The following is a 17,921-nucleotide window of genomic DNA, read 5'->3' as shown; positions in this document are numbered from 1 at the left end:
ATTTTTAGTCTCAAAATTTCTGAGGAATTTCCATGGTGGAAAGTAAAGAAATTTTATTTTTGATTTGATTAATAAGGGTTAGAGCCTTTACCATCATTATAGGATATTAATGTTGTTTTACTTTTTTGCTACAACTTTCCTTAAGGCTACTATATTATTAAAGATAAGATAGATTAAGTTACAGTTATTCAAAAGTTCACCAGTATAGTAAAAGGTTAAAGAGATTATGGGAATATTTGAGCGCCTTGGAAGAGTTGTAAAAGCCAATGTCAATGATCTAATCGATAAAGCCGAAGATCCTGAAAAAGTCCTAGAACAAAGTATTCGGGAAATGAGCGAAGACTTGATCAAAATGCGTCAGGCAGTGGCACAGGCGATCGCATCTCAGAAAAGGACAGAACAACAGTACCAAAAAAATCAAGCAGAAGCAAATAAATGGCAACAACGCGCTCAATTAGCTCTTAGTAAAGGGGATGAAGGTTTAGCCAGAGAAGCCCTCGTGCGCAAAAAGTCCTTTGCTGATGTAGCAACTACCCTCAAAACTCAGTTGGATTCTCAAAGCACTCAGGTAGATGGGTTAAGAAGAAACCTCGTTACCTTGGAAAGCAAAATTTCTGAGGCAAAAACTAAAAAAGATATGCTTAAAGCCCGTTACAGTGCGGCCAAGGCAAATCAACAATTACAAAGCACCATCAGCAATATTAATACTAGCTCTGCTAGTGCTGCTTTCGAGCGCATGGAAGACAAGGTATTACAAATGGAAGCGGTTTCTGAGTCTGCTGGGGAATTGGCAGGGGCTGGGGAAGAATCTCGCTGGGCAGCCTTGGAGGGTGGTTCTGATGTGGATGATGAATTAGCACAAATGAGATTACAAATGTCTGGAGGCTCAGAGCCTGCGGCCGCCCTTCCTGAAGGTCAACCCCAAGATAGTCATGTGGCTTCTGGGGCTTCTAGTAGTGCCGTAGATGATGATTTGGAAGAATTACGCCGTCAACTCAATTCCTAGGTATCATACATAGTTCACAGAGCTTTAAGATGATAAAGATTAAGGGGGTACAACCCCCTTTTTTTTGTAATATTCCCTATCCCCTAAGCTGGATAAATTCTGAGGCGACGATTGGGCTCATTACCAAAACTATCAGAACGCAGACGATAATGTTCGATAAGCTCATGTTGCATTTTGCGAACCTTGGCATTGCGTGGTAATAACTCCACGGGTTGCCCTTGGGGAATAACTATTTGCTCTACGGCGAGTCTAGCTTCCTCTAGGGCTTCTATTTCGTCGTCACTACCTGCTTTGGTAAATAGGCGTAAATCCGCTGATTCTGGGTTGTCTGGGTTGTCCATGTTCACCAGTTTGCGCAGGGCTCTGGTAATTTGGGGGATGCTGTTGGATTTGATGCTATAGATGGGTACTTCACTATTTTTTGCTAACTGAAGTAGTTTCCCATGGTGTTTAACTTGCGATCGCAAAGCTAACACTGCATCGGCAGAATCTAGGTCTTTGGTAAGGGAAATGGGCATTTTAAGAACGTTTATGACCTGTTCTAATTGCGATCGCCCCACACCGTAAGGATAAAGATAAACCGGCCAATCCTCCCCATTAGGGCCTGGAGTACGAATTTTATTCACCTCATCCGCCTGATACCAAGATTTATCCAACAGCTGGTTAAATTCCACTTGGGCAGGAGTTTCAGTTTTGGGAGGGTACATTTTTCCCGATGCCCTCAACCCCGAAGGTTTGCTAGGAGTATTCATCATAGTTTCCCACTGAGGTTCAGACACCTTAGAAATTTCGCTGTTACTAGGAGCTAAATTAGGATCTCTGGTAATGGAAACCTGCCCTGCATCATCCACCTGCCGTAACTGAGGAATAATCTGCCTACCACGCAAAATATTATCCACCGTCTGAGCCACTTCCTCATGGACTACCCATTTTTGGCGCTCCCACATCTCCACCGCAATCTCGAAGGTAGGAGGGGCTTTTCTTTCTAAGACCGTTTTCTGAGAACCACGACGACGGGCTTCATCATCTCCTAGGGTAACAGATTGAATGCCCCCAATTAGATCAGAAAGGGTGGGGTTTTTGATCAAATTTTCCAAGTAGTTACCGTGGGCGGTACCCACCAATTGAACCCCCCTCTCGGCGATGGTACGGGCGGCGAGCGCCTCTAATTCTGTGCCAATTTCATCAATGATAATCACCTCTGGCATATGGTTTTCCACCGCCTCAATCATTACCTGATGTTGTAATTCGGGGTGAGCTACCTGCATTCTCCTTGCCCTACCGATGGCGGGGTGAGGTATATCCCCATCCCCTGCAATTTCGTTGGAGGTATCAATGATGACCACTCTTTTTTCCAGTTCATCGGCCAAAACTCTGGCGATTTCCCGAAGAGCAGTGGTTTTACCTACCCCTGGACGACCTAATAAAAGAATGGATTGCCCACTTTCCACCAATTCTCTGATCATCAAGATAGTGCCGAATACAGCTCTACCAATACGACAGGTTAAGCCAATAATTTTGTCTTGGCGGTTACGGATGGCGCTAATGCGGTGCAATGTTCCTTCTATACCTGCTCGGTTGTCGGCGCTGAAGTGTCCGACTCTGGGAATACAATGCTCCAAGTCTTCCCGACTCACTACATCTTCGCTTAGGTAGCAGGTATGATCGATAAATCTTGCTTCGGGTTTTCTGCCTAAGTCTAAAACTATTTCAATCAGATTTTTTTTCTGGGGATGAGAGGCGATCGCACTTTGGATACTTAACGGTAAAATGTGTAAAAGTTTATCGAGATCGTCAGTAATCTCCATTCTGTGGGTGGGCAGTTTTTCTTCCATTCCTTAAATTTCACGATAAAGACTCATCACCCCCCATGATAACTTAAATTTTCGTAACAAAAGTTAATTATTACATAGGATTGAATGAAAAAATGGGTCGTGGTGTTAATTGATAATGGAGAATGGATAATGAAGATTTTTTGGTGCTTAATACTACACTTCAATTCTTAGCAATCAAAGTTTCTGATTTACTTAGCAGACTCTAAATGGGATCTTGAGTTTTATCCCTTACCCCTTTAACAATGCGGGATAACTCACTTTTCTCATCCACACTAATGCGACTAGGGGAACCACTGATAATCCTTTCATAATTGCGGAACGAATCCTTAATATTAGGACCTTCCTTACTGATGCTATATTCCCGAATACCCTTATCATGCCAAGAACCACGCATCTTAAACACATTAATCGCCCTAGACATTTCCCCCCTAATTTCCACATACTGCAACATCAAAATCGTATCCGTAATAGTAGAAATGTGGGATTCAGTGATAGAGTGTGCTCCCATAAACTGATCCGTGGTATTAGTAAAGAAACCAGTAATCTCCTCCTGTTTCGCATATCCCGTCACCCCAATGACAAATTGACGAAAAGCATTATTAGTAACCCCCCTAGCCAAAGCCGATAAAGAATCAATGGCAATGCGACTAGGTTTAAACTCCGCAATCTCTGATTTAATCATCTGTAAATGATCCTCTAAACCAGCGGACTCAGGATAAGAACATAACAGTTTCAACAAGCCCTTACGCTCCATATCTTCAAAATCAATACCCCAAGAAGAAGCATTACGGGATAACTGAGCCCTCGACTCCTCATAGGCAAACAAAATTGCCCTTTCTCCCTGACGACAACCTTCTTCCAAAAACTTACTAACCAACAGAGTTTTACCCGTACCAGTAGCCCCTGTGGCAAGGATAATAGAATCTTTGAAGAATCCACCCCCGCACATCTCATCAAGGGTTTTGATGCCAGACGAACTACGGGCATTAGAAGAGCGCTGGGTAAGTTGCATCGCACCCAAAGGAAAGATATTGATACCATCCCCTGTAATGGTAAAAGGATATTCTCCCTTCATGTGAGTAGTACCGCGCAACTTCAGGATTTCAATGGTACGTCTTCTTCTTTCTCCTTCCAAGACATTACGGGCAATAACCACATTATCCGACACAAATTCTTCTACCCCAAACCGTGCCACAGGACCATATTCTTCGATCCTTTCGGTGGTCATAATAGATGTAACTTCAAGGTGTTTTAATCTTGCCACTAGGCGAAAAATCTCACGGCGTACCACGGACGCGGCGTCATACTGCTGAAAAACGGCGGTGACAGAATCGATGGATACTAATTTAGCTTTGTATTTATTAACCGCATATTGGATTCTTTCAATGAGGGCTGATAAGTCAAAATTTCCCACCACTTCTTGCCCTTCGGGATCTGGGGAAGCGTCTAAAATAAAAAGTTTTCCTTGATCAATAAGAGTTTGTAAATCCCAACCAAAACTATAGGCGTTTTGGATAATGTCATTGGGGGATTCTTCAAAGGTGACAAATAAACCAGGGCAATCAAAGTGTTTGATACCGTTGTAAAGAAATTGAATAGCTAAGAGGGTTTTTCCTGTACCAGATGTACCACTAACAAGGGTTGTTCGGGCGATGGGTAAACCACCATGGCTAATTTCGTCAAAACCTTCGATCATGGTGCGTCTTTTTTTGACACCTTTTGCCCTTAATTCTTCTTTCCTTTCCTTACTAATAAAATCTTTAGACATTGTTAATATTGAGTCGATTTAAAAAAAATATTAAAAAAAATTTGTTATTTAAAGTTATTATTTATCTAATTATGGGAGATCATAACCTATTCTCGGTCTTTGATTTCTTCATAGAGTAAGTCCAAACCGATGAGGACTTTTTCTCGGTCGGAAAGATCGCCGATAATTTTTCGCACGGGGGGCGGTAAAACTTTGGAAAGGGTAGGAGTGGCCAAGATTTTGTCTTCTTCTGCTAGTTGAGGATTTTTGAGAACGTCAATTACTTTGAGAGCATAAACTCCTTTAAATTCTTCTTCTAAAATGGTCTTTAAAGTTTTTAATGCTCTTACGGAGTTTGGGGTGTTTCCTGCTACGTATAATTTCAGGACATAGGTTTTTCTTAGGGGACTCATATAATTATTTTTTATAGCTTTTAACTAAACTTTATTTTACTATTTTAATCAGCTGGAAACAAGACTTCAAAGGGTAAATCTTCTCTGGGAATTGAACGACGATACATCTCGCAAAGGTGAGCAATTATGTCAATGAGGGCTAAACGATAATCTAGTAATATTTCTTCATTACGTCCTTCTAGCTTCAGTTGTTGTGCGAATTCATCCATTAATTCCATATGAATTTCGAGGATTTGTGATACGGATAAATCAGCAAAAAAACATTGATTAACAAATTGATCTATGAGTTGATTTACTTCGTTTTCTTCTCCAAAATAGAGTATTATGACTTCTCTATATTGTGCAGCTAATTGTCCAAGATATTCTTGGCGTTCTTCTAGGGATAAGTTACGATAAAAATAGTCTGGATTTCTATTATAATATACTCCTAAATATCCTAGTCTTTCTTTTAATTTTGAAGCTAGTCTTCTTTGTTGTAATAATAAAAAGTTTTGTCTTTCTTCGTTCTGGGGAGGAATAGTTTTTTCTTTTTCTGAGACAGAGCAACTAGGGGCTAAATAGAGAAATTGAGTGATAGCTTTATCTACATGGGTGGTGATATTTTTGATTTGTTCTGGTTTAATTTTGATTTCCCCGACATGGTAAATGATCGATGGGTTTTCTTCGGGAGGATTTTCTTGGGTTAAGTCGGCTTGGTATTGCCCTTGGTTGATGGGGTAGTCGGGGGTTTCGATGATTACGGTGGGTAAAATTAATCCTTCGTCATAAAGGTTGGTGATAATTTCTTGGCTAGTGCTGTTGTAGAGTATGATCAAACAGTCAATTTTTTCTTTATTTTCAATAATAAAGTGTTGAAATTCTGTGTTTGATTCTATGATATGCAGATAATGGCGATCGCTCGATTCTTTTACACCTTCATCTTTCAGCCATGTGATTAATGACTGACTGATAGAGGTATCTGGGGCAAAAATACAAATATATAGACGAGAAGACAAAGGGTTATAAGGGGTAAACGGATTAGTAATTATAATAATTTATCTCTATGGTAGCTTGAGAGTTGATGAATAATCAATGGAAACAAAAAATAGTTTTATGGTGGGTTCGGTATTTGGTGTTAATTGATAATGGAGAATGAATAATGGGGATTTTTGCGTATTTTTTGACCGTTGTGATACCAAATCCGATTAGTAGAGTTTACTATTATTCACCGTGTAACAATTGACAATAAACAATTACTATCCGTTCCCCGTTCCCTGTTCTCCGCCCTAATTAGTATATTATTGAAACGGGATTTAGTATGATATGCACAAACTCCCGATATTTCCAGTTTTTGATTTATTCAGCAGATCCTATTTGTACCTAACACTTAACCGATACTTATCCCGATATATTATTTAAACCAATGGTCTTATTGGTACGTTTGATTAACCCCGTGAGAACTTTACCTGGTCCTACTTCCACCACTTCGGTGATGCCATGGTTGGGAAAATCTAACATAATTTCCCGCCAGCGCACTCCCCCCGTCATTTGTTGAATTAGTCTTTGTTTTATTTCTAGGGCGGATGTACTAGGGAGGGGATCCACATTAGACATAATAGGGGTTGCGGCATCTCTAAAGGTGATGGTGTCTAATACTTTAGTAAATTCTGTGGCCGCCGATGCCATGAAAGGAGAATGAAATGCTCCTGAAACGTTTAACTCCACAGCTTTTTTCGCTTGTACTTTTTCTAAAACCTCATCAATGGCTTCTGGTTTTCCTGAAATTACCACTTGTCCTTCACTATTATCATTGGCAATGACAACATCAGGGCTAGAGGCGATCGCACTTTCTAATACATCACGGTCAAACTTCATCAATGCCACCATTTTCCCACCCTCTGCGGTACTCATCAACTCAGCCCGACGTTTCACTAACTTTAACCCCTCGGCAAAATCATACACCCCCGCCGCATAAAGAGCCACATATTCCCCTAAACTATGTCCTGCCACCAAATCAGGCTGTTTTCCCTCCTGCCTTTGTAAATCAACCAAAATACACTCCACAGTGTATAAACAAGGCTGAGTATAAATAGTTTGAGAAAGCCTTTCATCCCCTGCTTCACATACCTCCAACACTGACCAGCCAAGGATTTCTTGAGCCTGTGCAAACTTTTGTTTACCTATTTCTGTATCCTTTAAAGATAAACCCATGCCCTGAGCCTGTGAGCCTTGCCCTGGAAATACCCATGCGATTTTTGTCATTTTATATACACTTTTTATAACAGTATCGCTGTGACATTATAGTTCAAACTAGGGAAGAATTAAAGATTTCCCATAGGTTAATTAAGATTAGACTTTATCCCGTAAAGATACAAAAAACACCAAAGAGTGTTCTTTATTCTTCATGACCCTCAAAAAAGTATATAACCTTAAATTGAGATAGTCTTAGAGTAGAACAAAAGATTATTCTAAATATTTAACATTATGAATTTACAAGGTCAATTTAATAATCCTGTATCCGTCAAAATTCCTCAACAAATTGAAGAAGTAACCCTCGGAATTGCTATCAAAAATTTTAACCCCACCATGGTAAGTGCTGAGTTTTTGCAAATGGGGGGCATTATTCCCTCGGATTGGGAAGTGGCTCAAAAACCTATGGTCAGCCCCAATGGCACTCAGATTATGTATAAAAATGGTTTAAAAATCATTGCTCAACCAGGGATAATTAATTTTATTGAGGGTTTGGGTAACAAAGAGATGAAAGACTTAAATTTTGCTAAGGTAGCTACTAAATATATCGAAAAGTTATCTAGTGCCGAGTATCAGGGTTTAAGTATTTCTCCGAAAATTATCGCTCCTTTATCTGGAGATGAAACCGCAGGGAAAAAATTGATTAATGAAGAATTTTTAAAACGGGGCAGTTGGTCACAATTTGAAGGTGTCGAACCTCAAGCGGCTTTAAATTTATTTTATAATTTGCAAGGATATAGCTTGGCGGTCAACATTAACCCTGCTAGGTTACAACAGTCTAATAATACGGCAATGCCTGCGATCCTTTTTGCGGGGAATTTTACTTATAAGTTTGATAGTATTCAAGGGGCGGAGAATAAATCAAAGGTTTTGATGAGCAAAATTAATTCTTGGCAAGAAAATTTGGATACCTTTAGGGTTTTGGTAAACGAGAAGTTCTTACATCAGGCTGTATCCTATCAGCAAAGCCTCTTTAATAATTAAGATGGAGATTTAATTTTAAGGTTGATAAGGGGTTCAACACTGTTAACCCCCACCGTAATTGTGTCGATGGTTGGAAAGGGCCACATTATAAAGGGGACTTTTATTGTTTATAATATGTAAAGAAAAGTTAAGAGTATGATAAAAAAGAATGCGAGTTGCCATCGTCGGTGCTGGATTAGCAGGATTAGCCACAGCCATTGATTTAGTTGATGCTGGTTGTGAAGTAGAAATTTTTGAATCTCGTCCTTTTGTGGGGGGGAAGGTTGGTAGTTGGGTTGATAAGGATGGTAATCACATTGAAATGGGGTTGCACGTCTTTTTTGGTTGTTACTACAATCTTTTTGCCTTGATGGAAAAGGTAGGGGCGATCGATAATTTACGTTTAAAACAACACACTCACACTTTTATTAATGAGGGTGGTAGGGTAGGAGAGCTTGATTTTCGCTTTATCACAGGCGCTCCTTTCAATGGTTTAAAGGCATTTTTTACTACGTCTCAGCTTTCAGCGGTGGATAAAATTGCCAATTCTTTGGCCCTTGGTACTAGCCCCATCGTTAGAGGGTTGGTGGATTTTGAAGGTGCTATGCGAGATATTCGTAAGTTAGATAAGGTGAGTTTTGCTGATTGGTTTAGAAGCCATGGGGGCAATCAGGGCAGTTTGGATAAAATGTGGAATCCCATTGCTTATGCTTTGGGTTTTATTGATACAGAAAATATTTCTGCCCGTTGTATGTTAACTATTTTTCAATTTTTTGCGGCCAAAACTGAGGCTTCTGTATTGAGAATGTTGGAAGGCTCTCCCCACGAATATTTACATGGCCCTATTGTTAATTATTTGGAAGAAAAAGGGGTAAAAATTCACACTCGCCGACGAGTAAGGGAAATCCAGTATGAGGAAAATGGAAAGGCTCAAGTAACGGGATTATTAATTGCTGATGGTGAAACAGAGGAGTTGATAACGGCGGATAGATATGTGTGTGCCTGTGATATTCCGGGGATTCAAAGGTTGTTGCCCCAAGGGTGGCGCAAGTGGTCTGAGTTTGACAATATTTATAAGCTGGATGCAGTGCCTGTGGCTACGGTGCAATTACGTTTTGATGGTTGGGTAACGGAATTAAATGACCCACAAAAACGCACTCAGTTGGAGAAGGCCGAGGGCATTGATAATTTACTTTATACTGCTGATGCTGATTTCTCTTGTTTTTCTGATTTGGCTTTGTCTAGTCCAGGGGATTATTATCGAGAGGGCGAGGGTTCTTTGTTACAGTTGGTTTTAACTCCGGGTGATCCTTTTATTAAGGAAAATAATGAAAAGATTGCTCACCATGTACTAGATCAGGTACATAAGTTATTTCCTTCTTCTAAGGATTTGAATATGACTTGGTATAGTGTGGTGAAGTTGGCTCAATCTTTGTATCGTGAGGCTCCTGGGATGGATGCCTATCGCCCTGCCCAAAAGACTCCTATTGATAATTTTTTCCTTGCAGGTAGTTATACTCAACAGGATTATATTGATAGTATGGAGGGGGCTACTATTTCGGGAAGACAGGCGGCGGAGGCTGTTTTGGCTTCTAAGGGGTAGTTTAGAAAAAATTGTAGTTGGTTGAGAAGGAAATAAAGCAGCTTTCCATGACTATGATTCGATCGCAATAATTGCTCGGTGGGCAATGCCCACCCTACTTTTAGCTCTTGATATTATGAAAGAAAAAGATAGATATGCGGTGTTTTTGGGGATTTTTATTGTGCTAGGGGCGATCGCCCAGAGATACTCTTTGATGTTGCCTCAGTTTTGGGATATTACTATCACTGCCCTAACCAGTTTTTACTTAGGTTATTTAATAAAAAAAAGCATGGCGAAATAGATGGGGTGAGCTGAATTAAACGAAAAAAAACTATCCCCTACCCCTTATGAAAAGACCTTTTGAGCAGATCCTAACTAAAATTGATACTGTTGTTGATATAAGTCTCTGGTCATGGGTTGTTCTACCTCCAAACCCTCACCGCCCAAGAGTTCTAAAGGCTCTCCATCAACATTAAGCCATACAGGAGTGTTAGGCTCTAGGCTACTAGCGGTATAAATTACCTGCCCCAAACGTCCTATCATAGAAGCACTACCGCCTCCAGTGGTGTAGTCAAAGGATAAATTAACATGAACTCCATCCTCTCTTACTTCTAAATCGAGTAACTGAGTTTCTTCGGGAATGGCACTAAAATCTTCGGTGTCAGAGCCTTGTAAGAGCATATTAAAGGCATTGGTTAATACTTCTTCTTGAGTTTCTGCCTTGGGTAAGTCTGTGGTGCGAGGGGTGATTTCAAGGTTTTCGTTCAACCAATAAAGATTTACTCTTTGCCCTTCGGGTTCGACGGGTTGCTCAGGATCAGGATCTACGGGATCGACGGGTTCAATGATGGTAGGATTATTAGGAAGTTGGGTTGTATCTCTATTGAGAGAATTATAGGCAAGGAGAGCGCCTACGGTTCCCAATACCAAAACAACACCACCAGTGATAATGATTGTTTTTAATGAAGAAAAAGGGTTAGGATTTTTATCTGCCATAGTAGTAAAAATAAATATTAAATAATTATTGTTGAACTAATTTTAACGATTTGGAACATGAATTAATGCACTCATACCTATATTTTCATCTGCTATGTCTAATTGTAGTAGTCTTGCAATCACCCCGAAGCGTTGCAAAGCATTAAGATCTAAGCGCATATTAAGGTTCTGGGTAAAGCCTTGTAATAGTTCCTGTGATATGGGACGACCGTTAAATGTTCCTTGAGGTTCAACAATTTTTAACCGTTGTCCCCCAATTAATTCTATGCCAAACTCTATACTAAAATCTACTCTTACTCCAGGAGTTTGAGATCTAGCAATGGTGTTTAGCCTGATTCTTTGATTAGGTCGTAAGTCAAGGCTCACATCTTCTAATTCAAAGCCTTCAGGGGAGGATGGGGGGATGGATGAGGATATTATTTCCAAGGCTCGGGGCGATCGCACTATAGCATTGAGATCATCCTCTGTCATCACAGTACGAATACCGACATTAATATCACTCTGAATAATTTCGCGCCAAGTTTCCCTATTAATTTCCCGAATACGACTAAAATCAAACTTGAGAGGATCAGTTTCCAATTCCAATACATCAAGGCGGAAATTTTCCCTTAAACCCCAACCTCGCACAGCTAATTTAATACTATCAACTTCTCCCTTAACAATGTTATGGGTAGGAACATTTTCAACCCTTACCTCAATTTCCTCCACCGACTCAGAATTTTGTTTGATGGCATTGGTAAATGCACTATCAATGATAAACCCTCCCGACGACATCAACGCAGTAAAAATTGTAAAGGTACTAATTAAAAATTCCATTATATTTTTCGTCATAAGCCCCACCAATTTTAACCAGTGGGGTTTGTTTACATCACATCATAAAAACTTAAAATATAGTAATAACTAATAATAAATTATTCCCTAAAGATCAATAGTAGTAATCCAATCTTGATAATTAGAATCCCTATTTTCAGTAATAGCAGTCAAAGTTTCTTTGATTTTAGTTGTAATAGGTCTTTCTTTGGCTAGATGATAATTCTCCACCCTCTTAACAGGAGTCACCTTGGCTGCGGTGCCACATAAAAATAACTCATCAGCAATGAATAATTCAGTCTTATCGATTTCCCTTTGCTCAACTTCCATACCCAAGTTTTTGGCGATGGTAATGACACTGTCTCGGGTAATACCCTCAAGAATATCTTGATCAAAACTAGGAGTAATTAACTTACCATTTCTCACCATAAAAATATTCATTCCTGTCGCTTCGCATACCTTGCCCTGAGAGTTCATCAAAATTGCTTCATCAAAGCCAGAATCCACCGCCTCAGTCTTGGCTAGGGCAGAGGTAATATAAGCGCCACTAATCTTGCCTCTGAGGGGTAAACTACGGTCTTCTTGGCGATACCAAGAGCTAATACGGCAACTAATACCATCGGGGGATAAATAATCACCCATTTCTAAACCATAGACAAAAAAGTTTTTTTCAATGTTATGTAATCTAGGGGCAACTCCTAAATCGGAGGTATAAACAAAAGGACGAATATAAAAAGGGTTGGTAGGAGCGTTTTTACTTACAAAATCTTTAATGACATCATAAATTTTGGTGGCGGGTAAATCGTAGTGAAGATACTTGGCACTATTACTTAATCTTTTACAGTGACGATCTAAGCGAAATAATAGCACTTGTTTGGGATTTTGAGGGTTAATGGTACCTCTTAAACCGCCAAAAGCTCCTGTGCCGTAGTGTAGGGCGTGGGTAGCAATGGAAATATTAGCTTCTTTAAAGGGTACGAAGTTACCTTCAAAATAGGCGATGGGTAAAAAATCAGGCATAATTTGGATCAATAAATTTTAGTCAATCTTATAATTATATAGGTGTTTTAATCCTATTATGGAAACTCTCCATATTATTTATTATTAGGACTTAAGGGATGGTTATTGAGTGGTTAAAGTTTGAGGTTTGTTCTGAGTATCACAACTTTTTTTTGGAGCAAGATAGATTAATTTGGACTGATGCCTTAGAAAAATATGAGGGATTTATTGATAAGCAGGTTTGGATGAGTCCAGATGATGAAGACGAGGTTATTTTTGTGATTCGTTGGGCTTCTAGGGAGTTATGGAAGGCTATTCCCCCCGAAGATTTGGAGTTGACTGCCTTTCGATTTAAAAATGCCATGGGGGATATTCCTGTTCGGATGATGGAATCGAGGGAACTTTTTGTTGTTTGATTTTGCTCTAACTCGCTTTTGTCAAAGGTTTGAGTCGTAGGGAAGCGATGAGTCCAAAGGTACCTGCGATCGCACCTATCAATAACCAAAGAGCAAAGGAATAACCCTTAGTATCAGCGACAATCCCTGCTGATAGACCGATAAAACAATGTAATAAAGCTAATAAAAAAATTACATTTGGACTAGGGTTTGTTATTAAATCTAACATAATAAATAACTATAAATTTTAACTATATTAAAATAATAAATATATTAATTTTTATCTACTTGATAACCAAATTCAGCTAATCTTAACCGTGATTGTCTCCATTTTGGTTCAACTTTTACAAACAATTCTAAATATACTTTTCCGCTCAATATTTTTTGCATTTGTTGACGGGAAGCAGTACCAATCTCCTTCAACATACTACCTTTATCGCCAATTATGATACCTTTTTGGGACTTTCTTTCTACACTAATGGCAGCATATATTTTAGTTATTTTAGGAGTTTCTACCATTTTTTCGATAGTCACTGCCACGGAATGGGGAACTTCTTCCCTTGTTAATAACAAAATTTGTTCCCTAATTAACTCTCCCATGATAAATCTTTCTGGCTGATCCGTTACTAAATCTGGGGGATAATAATAAGGGCCATTATCAAGATTATTAATTAACTTTTCCTGTAAATTTTCTAACCCTGTACCATTGGTCGCTGAAAACTTAACTTGTTGCCAATTTTCCTCACAAATTTCTTGATAACTAGCGTCAATTTCTTCACTATTACCCCTTTGCAAATCTGCCTTATTTAAACCCAGAATTACAGGGGTAGAACTATCATGCAACAAATCGGCTATGAAGCGATCGCCCCCACCAGCCCTTTGCGCACAGTCCACCACAAACAAAACCACATCCACATTATTAATAGCCGAGGTTGCATTTTGAACTAAAACTCGCCCTAACTCATGGTGTGGCTTATGAATACCAGGAGTATCCACAAAAATAATTTGAGCCTCATCGGTGGTTAAAATACCCCGCAAACGATTACGAGTGGTTTGGGCAACGGGGGAAGTAATAGCAACCTTCTGTCCAATCAATTGATTCATCAAAGTGGACTTACCCACATTGGGGCGCCCAATAATTGCTATGAAACCAGATTTAAAATTTTCTGGGGCAATGGGAATAATACTAGAAACAAAATCGTTAACATTCGACATATAAAATCTTACAGAGTATCGTGTTAATTTACACGGTTAATGTCCTATCCTAAAACTACCATAAATTGGCTAAGGCAGGAGGAGAATGGATAATGGAGAATTGATAATAAAACTTCTAACGTACAAATATTTAAGCCTAATGCCTAATACGTTCTCTTACCTGACACTCAACAAATTCTTCCATCAAACCACAGTAATTGTTAAGTAAAGCATCCGATAATACAGTTTTTCTGGGCAAAAGAGTAAAATAGAGCTATGGGAGTTAAGCGTAAGGGAGGGCTAGACAATGTTAGTAATTCTCCAAAATGAACAACTATTATCCACCGAAAAAGTTTGTAATGGTTGCCTGATGGCGAATCATGGAGGGACACCCCGTTGGCAAAAGGGTAAACTTGGCTGTGGGCAATGTTTGGGCAAGTTAGGGCAAAATCAACCCATAGTATATCAATGTCAGATGGGGTTTCATCTTGTTAATATCGAATAAGTGAAATAAAAAAATAAACTATTAACTTTATGACTCGCCTAGGCTCAAATGATTGGAAGGATAGACTATTTGCTTCTTTAGTCTATCTCATACCCCTTTATTATGTTTTAGAATTTGGGGGGTTTTTGTTCAATCAATTTCCCATTCTGCAATTAATAACGATCCCGTTAATCCCTCTAATTTATCTTTATAGCATCATTCCATTTGCTCGCTTTATTATTTTTATCGCTTTATTTTCTTTTGTCATTAGGAATTCTAAGTTTAGCCATTTCCTTCGATACAATGCCATGCAGGCTATTCTCATTGATATTTTGTTAATCTTAGTAAATCTAATTATTGGCATACTCGCTGGGGGCATAGGGGGATTATTTATTGAAACCCTCTATAACGTTATTTTCTTGGGTACTTTAGCCGCCTGTGGCTATAGTATTTATCAATCTGCCACTGGTAAATATGCAGAGTTACCCGGTATTTCTGAAGCGGCTTATTCTCAAGTGCCTTTTTAGTCGGGTATGGCTTCAATGGTGTTAGTTAATACCCCAATGCTTTCAATTTCTATACTGACGGTGTCTCCTATCTGCATGGGGGCGATACCTTCGGGAGTACCTGTTAAGATGACATCCCCAGGTAAAAGGGTCATAATTTGGGAGACATAGGCGACTATTTCGGCGGGAGAAAATACCATGTCTTCTAGTAATGCAGATTGTTTTGGTTTTTCTTCTTCGTTGATGATGGTTTCGAGTTTTGCTCCTGAGGTTAATTCTCTGACAATCCAAGGGCCTAGGGGGCAAAATGTATCAAATCCTTTCGCCCTTGTCCATTGTCCATCTTTTTTCTGTAAATCTCTGGCGGTAACGTCGTTAGCGATGGTGTAACCCCATATTTTGGTTGTAGCTTCTTCTAGGGTGCAGTTTTTAGTGCGATCGCCTATTATAACTGCCAATTCCCCTTCAAAATCAACCCTTTGAGACTGTTTGGGATAATAAATAATTTGTTCGTGGGCAATGATAGAAGAAGGAGGTTTTAAGAAAATAAGAGGCTCTTTGGGTACTTCTGAACCCATTTCCGCTGCATGGGAAGCATAGTTTTTACCCACCGCAATAATCTTAGAAGGCGCACAGGGCGCAAGTAAGAGATATTCGTCCACTTCCAAAACCAAATCCGTTTCACCGCCATCTAGCCATGGTGGCGCATCTAAAACTAACACACTACGGTCAAGTTGTAATTTGCCATAATATGTTTGTCCTTTTTTGGTTTTAACCCTTACATAACGCTGTGCCATGATATAAATTCTAAAAGTTAGATATTAAATTTTATTGATAATTTTTTGATAAAAAATAGAGTTTTTTTGACCAACCGTAAACCATCAAAACAAGAGGAAAAACTACTCCTAGGTAATGCTATAGTAAAATCACTAAGATTTCAATACATAATAGTTACTTAAAAGTCGTGGTAGGTTAATTATCACCTTTTCTGGGAAGTTGTGAATTATACCTTCATTAATCTCGGTTTTTCAAACCCAGAGATATTCCATAAATATAGTATGAATTGTTACAGATTGAAAAGGTTATCTAATCGTACGGTATTAATGGATGTAACACCCGAGGTAGAGGATTGGTAAATTAATGAGAATTGAGCAAATTAAGGCATTTTTAGCGGTGAATGATACAGGGAGTTTTGGACAAGCAGCCAAAAAGTGTGGTGTTACCCAGTCCACGGTAAGCCGTCAAGTTCAAGCCTTAGAAGCTCATTTAGGCACTTCTTTATTTCATCGTCACGCCCAGGCAAAGTTAACGGTGGGAGGAGAGCGACTATTACCCCACGCAAGGCGTATTTGTCAGGAGTGGGAAAAGGTTGAGGAAAAAATGAAGGAACTTTTGCAGGGGGAACAACCAGAGCTATGTGTGGCGGCGATTCACTCGGTGTGTGCCTATTTTTTGCCCCCTATTTTGCAACAATTTTGTAGTACGTTTCCCCAAGTACAATTAAGGGTAACAGCTTTAGGGAGCGATCGCGCCTTAAAAGTTTTACGAGATGGACTTGTGGACGTTGCTGTGGTCATGAATAACAAATATTTGACTGCTACGGGGGAAATGTTTGTAAGACCTCTATATGAAGAAGTAATACAGGTTTTAGTGGCAAAAGATCATCCCCTTGCCTCCTACCAAACTCTGACCATCAAAGACTTAGTCGGTTTTCCCCAAGTTATTTTCAAAGACGGCTACGGAATGCAGCGCATTGTCCAAGATTTATTCGCTAGTCATGGTTTTGAGTTAAGCGTTGCCATGGAATTAAACACCCTAGACGCTTTTCGGGGGGTGATTCGTCAGGGCAATTTAATCGCTCTGTTACCCCAATCTGCTCTCCAAGAAGCCGTTTTAGATCCTACCCTAGAGGTGGTATCCATCGCCCTAAATTCGGGCTTACCCCTCACCAGAGACGTGGTTTTGGTTACTACTCGGGATAGGTTAGAAATTCCTACTATCAAAAACTTTTTTAACCTCGTCTATAATCAAACTCAATTTCGATTTGATGATTTAGATGGAGGAATGGGGAATAAACCATAGAGCATCATTTTTTAACAATAATATGACGACTTTTGTCAAAGGAAATTAAACCATCTTTTTGCAAATCTCCTAATAAACGGGTTACTGTTACCCGTGTAGTCCCGATCGCACTGGCTAAATTTTGATGGGTAAAACGCACTGTTAAACGGGTATAATCATCATTAAGATTTTCACCGATACAGTTAGATAACAAACGTAATAATTCAATCAGTTTCTCCTCAACTCTCTTTAATCCTGCGATCGCCAATAACTGTTCAGTTTGCTTAACTCTGACTACTGTTTGAGCTAAAACAGTCTGAGCAATTTGGGGTGATTTTTCAATTTCTTGCAAACTATACCACTGCAAATATACATCCGACAAAGCCCTTGCTTTAAAAGAATCTAAAGAAGTTAACCATAAACCAAAAAAATGACCCTGAGAAGCCCATCCTAGCCAAGTTTCATCCCCCTGATTATTCACCCCAACTAATTGTACAAAACCACTACTAATGCTCCAAATTCCTTGTTCTAAAAGGGGGATTTCTTCACCCTTGCCATAAAAATGTAATCTTCTTTCACTAGATTGAATTTTAGTGCTTAAATGATGTTTGGATGGAGAAGTAATTAACATAAGTTGTGATAGCCAATGTTTGCTAGGATACATCGAATTACCACCTATGCTAGGGTATGAAAGTTAATGG

Annotated in this window: 20 protein-coding genes; 8 read left to right on the top strand and 12 right to left on the bottom strand. The window is 39.3% G+C overall.

Features of this window, described 5'->3' with window-relative positions; all coding sequences use genetic code 11:
• Window positions 1-226: 226 nt before the first annotated feature.
• Entirely contained in the window at window positions 227-1,006 is a 780-nt protein-coding gene (locus tag AA637_RS06585) for a PspA/IM30 family protein (protein ID WP_446684392.1), read from the top strand.
• A gap of 83 nt (window positions 1,007-1,089) precedes the next feature.
• Here AA637_RS06585 and AA637_RS06580 read toward each other — a convergent pair whose 3' ends face one another.
• The 5 genes from AA637_RS06580 to fabD form a co-directional block, all read right to left on the bottom strand.
• Window positions 1,090-2,841, bottom strand: a complete 1,752-nt coding sequence (locus AA637_RS06580; protein WP_446684391.1) for a R3H domain-containing nucleic acid-binding protein — start codon at window positions 2,839-2,841, stop codon at window positions 1,090-1,092.
• 202 nt (window positions 2,842-3,043) lie between these two features.
• On the bottom strand, window positions 3,044-4,609 hold the full coding sequence (gene kaiC / locus AA637_RS06575) for a circadian clock protein KaiC (protein WP_446684390.1): 1,566 nt from the start codon (window positions 4,607-4,609) through the stop codon (window positions 3,044-3,046).
• 86 nt (window positions 4,610-4,695) lie between these two features.
• Window positions 4,696-5,001: a circadian clock protein KaiB gene (gene kaiB, locus AA637_RS06570; RefSeq protein ID WP_069790679.1), complete on the bottom strand. Its 306-nt coding sequence runs from the start codon at window positions 4,999-5,001 to the stop codon at window positions 4,696-4,698.
• 44 nt (window positions 5,002-5,045) lie between these two features.
• Window positions 5,046-5,996, bottom strand: a complete 951-nt coding sequence (locus tag AA637_RS06565; protein ID WP_069790678.1) for a circadian clock protein KaiA — start codon at window positions 5,994-5,996, stop codon at window positions 5,046-5,048.
• A 382-nt stretch (window positions 5,997-6,378) separates the two neighbouring features.
• The gene (gene fabD / locus AA637_RS06560; protein ID WP_446684389.1) at window positions 6,379-7,242 is read right to left on the bottom strand and encodes an ACP S-malonyltransferase; all 864 of its coding nucleotides are present in this window, start codon (window positions 7,240-7,242) and stop codon (window positions 6,379-6,381) included.
• A gap of 222 nt (window positions 7,243-7,464) precedes the next feature.
• Between fabD and AA637_RS06555 the strand changes: the two genes are divergently transcribed.
• From AA637_RS06555 to AA637_RS06545, 3 genes are all read left to right on the top strand, one after another.
• A complete protein-coding gene (locus AA637_RS06555) occupies window positions 7,465-8,214 on the top strand; it encodes a hypothetical protein (protein WP_446684388.1) in 750 nt (249 codons plus the stop codon).
• Between the two features lie 148 nt (window positions 8,215-8,362).
• Window positions 8,363-9,796: a 9,9'-di-cis-zeta-carotene desaturase gene (gene zds / locus AA637_RS06550; RefSeq protein WP_446684387.1), complete on the top strand. Its 1,434-nt coding sequence runs from the start codon at window positions 8,363-8,365 to the stop codon at window positions 9,794-9,796.
• Window positions 9,797-9,881: 85 nt separating this feature from the next.
• Window positions 9,882-10,076 (top strand): hypothetical protein, encoded by a 195-nt coding sequence (locus tag AA637_RS06545; RefSeq protein ID WP_446684386.1) that lies wholly within the window; start codon window positions 9,882-9,884, stop codon window positions 10,074-10,076.
• Window positions 10,077-10,150: 74 nt separating this feature from the next.
• On the opposite strand, the gene AA637_RS06540 is transcribed toward AA637_RS06545, so the two are convergent.
• From AA637_RS06540 to AA637_RS06530, 3 genes are all read right to left on the bottom strand, one after another.
• Window positions 10,151-10,771: a GerMN domain-containing protein gene (locus AA637_RS06540; protein ID WP_446684385.1), complete on the bottom strand. Its 621-nt coding sequence runs from the start codon at window positions 10,769-10,771 to the stop codon at window positions 10,151-10,153.
• Between the two features lie 42 nt (window positions 10,772-10,813).
• Window positions 10,814-11,602: an LmeA family phospholipid-binding protein gene (locus tag AA637_RS06535; protein WP_446684384.1), complete on the bottom strand. Its 789-nt coding sequence runs from the start codon at window positions 11,600-11,602 to the stop codon at window positions 10,814-10,816.
• Window positions 11,603-11,689: 87 nt separating this feature from the next.
• Window positions 11,690-12,601, bottom strand: a complete 912-nt coding sequence (locus AA637_RS06530; RefSeq protein WP_446684383.1) for a branched-chain amino acid transaminase — start codon at window positions 12,599-12,601, stop codon at window positions 11,690-11,692.
• Between the two features lie 98 nt (window positions 12,602-12,699).
• Here AA637_RS06530 and AA637_RS06525 point away from each other — a divergent pair, with 98 nt between their 5' ends.
• Window positions 12,700-12,996, top strand: a complete 297-nt coding sequence (locus tag AA637_RS06525) for a TIGR03792 family protein (protein WP_446684382.1) — start codon at window positions 12,700-12,702, stop codon at window positions 12,994-12,996.
• Between the two features lie 7 nt (window positions 12,997-13,003).
• On the opposite strand, the gene AA637_RS06520 is transcribed toward AA637_RS06525, so the two are convergent.
• Together AA637_RS06520 and era are read right to left on the bottom strand one after the other, a co-directional pair.
• Window positions 13,004-13,204: a hypothetical protein gene (locus AA637_RS06520; RefSeq protein WP_446684381.1), complete on the bottom strand. Its 201-nt coding sequence runs from the start codon at window positions 13,202-13,204 to the stop codon at window positions 13,004-13,006.
• 44 nt (window positions 13,205-13,248) lie between these two features.
• Window positions 13,249-14,190: a GTPase Era gene (gene era / locus AA637_RS06515; RefSeq protein ID WP_446684380.1), complete on the bottom strand. Its 942-nt coding sequence runs from the start codon at window positions 14,188-14,190 to the stop codon at window positions 13,249-13,251.
• Window positions 14,191-14,476: 286 nt separating this feature from the next.
• Between era and AA637_RS06510 the strand changes: the two genes are divergently transcribed.
• Window positions 14,477-14,674, top strand: coding sequence for a hypothetical protein (locus AA637_RS06510; RefSeq protein WP_446684379.1), 198 nt, complete (start codon window positions 14,477-14,479; stop codon window positions 14,672-14,674).
• A 29-nt stretch (window positions 14,675-14,703) separates the two neighbouring features.
• Window positions 14,704-15,180: a Tic20 family protein gene (locus AA637_RS06505; protein ID WP_446684378.1), complete on the top strand. Its 477-nt coding sequence runs from the start codon at window positions 14,704-14,706 to the stop codon at window positions 15,178-15,180.
• On the opposite strand, the gene AA637_RS06500 is transcribed toward AA637_RS06505, so the two are convergent.
• Complete coding sequence (locus AA637_RS06500; protein WP_446684377.1) at window positions 15,177-15,956, bottom strand: fumarylacetoacetate hydrolase family protein; 780 nt, start codon at window positions 15,954-15,956, stop codon at window positions 15,177-15,179. The genes AA637_RS06505 and AA637_RS06500 overlap by 4 nt on opposite strands.
• Before the next feature lie 343 nt (window positions 15,957-16,299).
• Between AA637_RS06500 and AA637_RS06495 the strand changes: the two genes are divergently transcribed.
• A complete protein-coding gene (locus tag AA637_RS06495; protein ID WP_446684376.1) occupies window positions 16,300-17,241 on the top strand; it encodes a LysR family transcriptional regulator in 942 nt (313 codons plus the stop codon).
• Between the two features lie 4 nt (window positions 17,242-17,245).
• Here AA637_RS06495 and AA637_RS06490 read toward each other — a convergent pair whose 3' ends face one another.
• Window positions 17,246-17,851: a Crp/Fnr family transcriptional regulator gene (locus AA637_RS06490; RefSeq protein ID WP_446684375.1), complete on the bottom strand. Its 606-nt coding sequence runs from the start codon at window positions 17,849-17,851 to the stop codon at window positions 17,246-17,248.
• Between the last annotated feature and the right edge of the window lie 70 nt (window positions 17,852-17,921).

This window comes from Cyanobacterium sp. HL-69 (assembly GCA_002813895.1).
Taxonomy (GTDB): domain Bacteria; phylum Cyanobacteriota; class Cyanobacteriia; order Cyanobacteriales; family Cyanobacteriaceae; genus Cyanobacterium.
This window is presented reverse-complemented; position numbering and strand designations above follow the sequence as displayed.

Coding starts and splice junctions, on each gene's coding strand:
- AA637_RS06585 (WP_446684392.1), top strand. CDS start 227: ATGGGAATATTTGAGCGCCTTGGAAGAGTTGTAAAAGCCAATGTCAAT.
- AA637_RS06580 (WP_446684391.1), bottom strand. CDS start 2,841: ATGGAAGAAAAACTGCCCACCCACAGAATGGAGATTACTGACGATCTC.
- kaiC (WP_446684390.1), bottom strand. CDS start 4,609: ATGTCTAAAGATTTTATTAGTAAGGAAAGGAAAGAAGAATTAAGGGCA.
- kaiB (WP_069790679.1), bottom strand. CDS start 5,001: ATGAGTCCCCTAAGAAAAACCTATGTCCTGAAATTATACGTAGCAGGA.
- fabD (WP_446684389.1), bottom strand. CDS start 7,242: ATGACAAAAATCGCATGGGTATTTCCAGGGCAAGGCTCACAGGCTCAG.
- AA637_RS06555 (WP_446684388.1), top strand. CDS start 7,465: ATGAATTTACAAGGTCAATTTAATAATCCTGTATCCGTCAAAATTCCT.
- zds (WP_446684387.1), top strand. CDS start 8,363: ATGCGAGTTGCCATCGTCGGTGCTGGATTAGCAGGATTAGCCACAGCC.
- AA637_RS06545 (WP_446684386.1), top strand. CDS start 9,882: ATGCCCACCCTACTTTTAGCTCTTGATATTATGAAAGAAAAAGATAGA.
- AA637_RS06540 (WP_446684385.1), bottom strand. CDS start 10,771: ATGGCAGATAAAAATCCTAACCCTTTTTCTTCATTAAAAACAATCATT.
- AA637_RS06535 (WP_446684384.1), bottom strand. CDS start 11,602: ATGACGAAAAATATAATGGAATTTTTAATTAGTACCTTTACAATTTTT.
- AA637_RS06530 (WP_446684383.1), bottom strand. CDS start 12,601: ATGCCTGATTTTTTACCCATCGCCTATTTTGAAGGTAACTTCGTACCC.
- AA637_RS06525 (WP_446684382.1), top strand. CDS start 12,700: ATGGTTATTGAGTGGTTAAAGTTTGAGGTTTGTTCTGAGTATCACAAC.
- AA637_RS06520 (WP_446684381.1), bottom strand. CDS start 13,204: ATGTTAGATTTAATAACAAACCCTAGTCCAAATGTAATTTTTTTATTA.
- era (WP_446684380.1), bottom strand. CDS start 14,190: ATGTCGAATGTTAACGATTTTGTTTCTAGTATTATTCCCATTGCCCCA.
- AA637_RS06510 (WP_446684379.1), top strand. CDS start 14,477: ATGTTAGTAATTCTCCAAAATGAACAACTATTATCCACCGAAAAAGTT.
- AA637_RS06505 (WP_446684378.1), top strand. CDS start 14,704: ATGACTCGCCTAGGCTCAAATGATTGGAAGGATAGACTATTTGCTTCT.
- AA637_RS06500 (WP_446684377.1), bottom strand. CDS start 15,956: ATGGCACAGCGTTATGTAAGGGTTAAAACCAAAAAAGGACAAACATAT.
- AA637_RS06495 (WP_446684376.1), top strand. CDS start 16,300: ATGAGAATTGAGCAAATTAAGGCATTTTTAGCGGTGAATGATACAGGG.
- AA637_RS06490 (WP_446684375.1), bottom strand. CDS start 17,851: ATGTTAATTACTTCTCCATCCAAACATCATTTAAGCACTAAAATTCAA.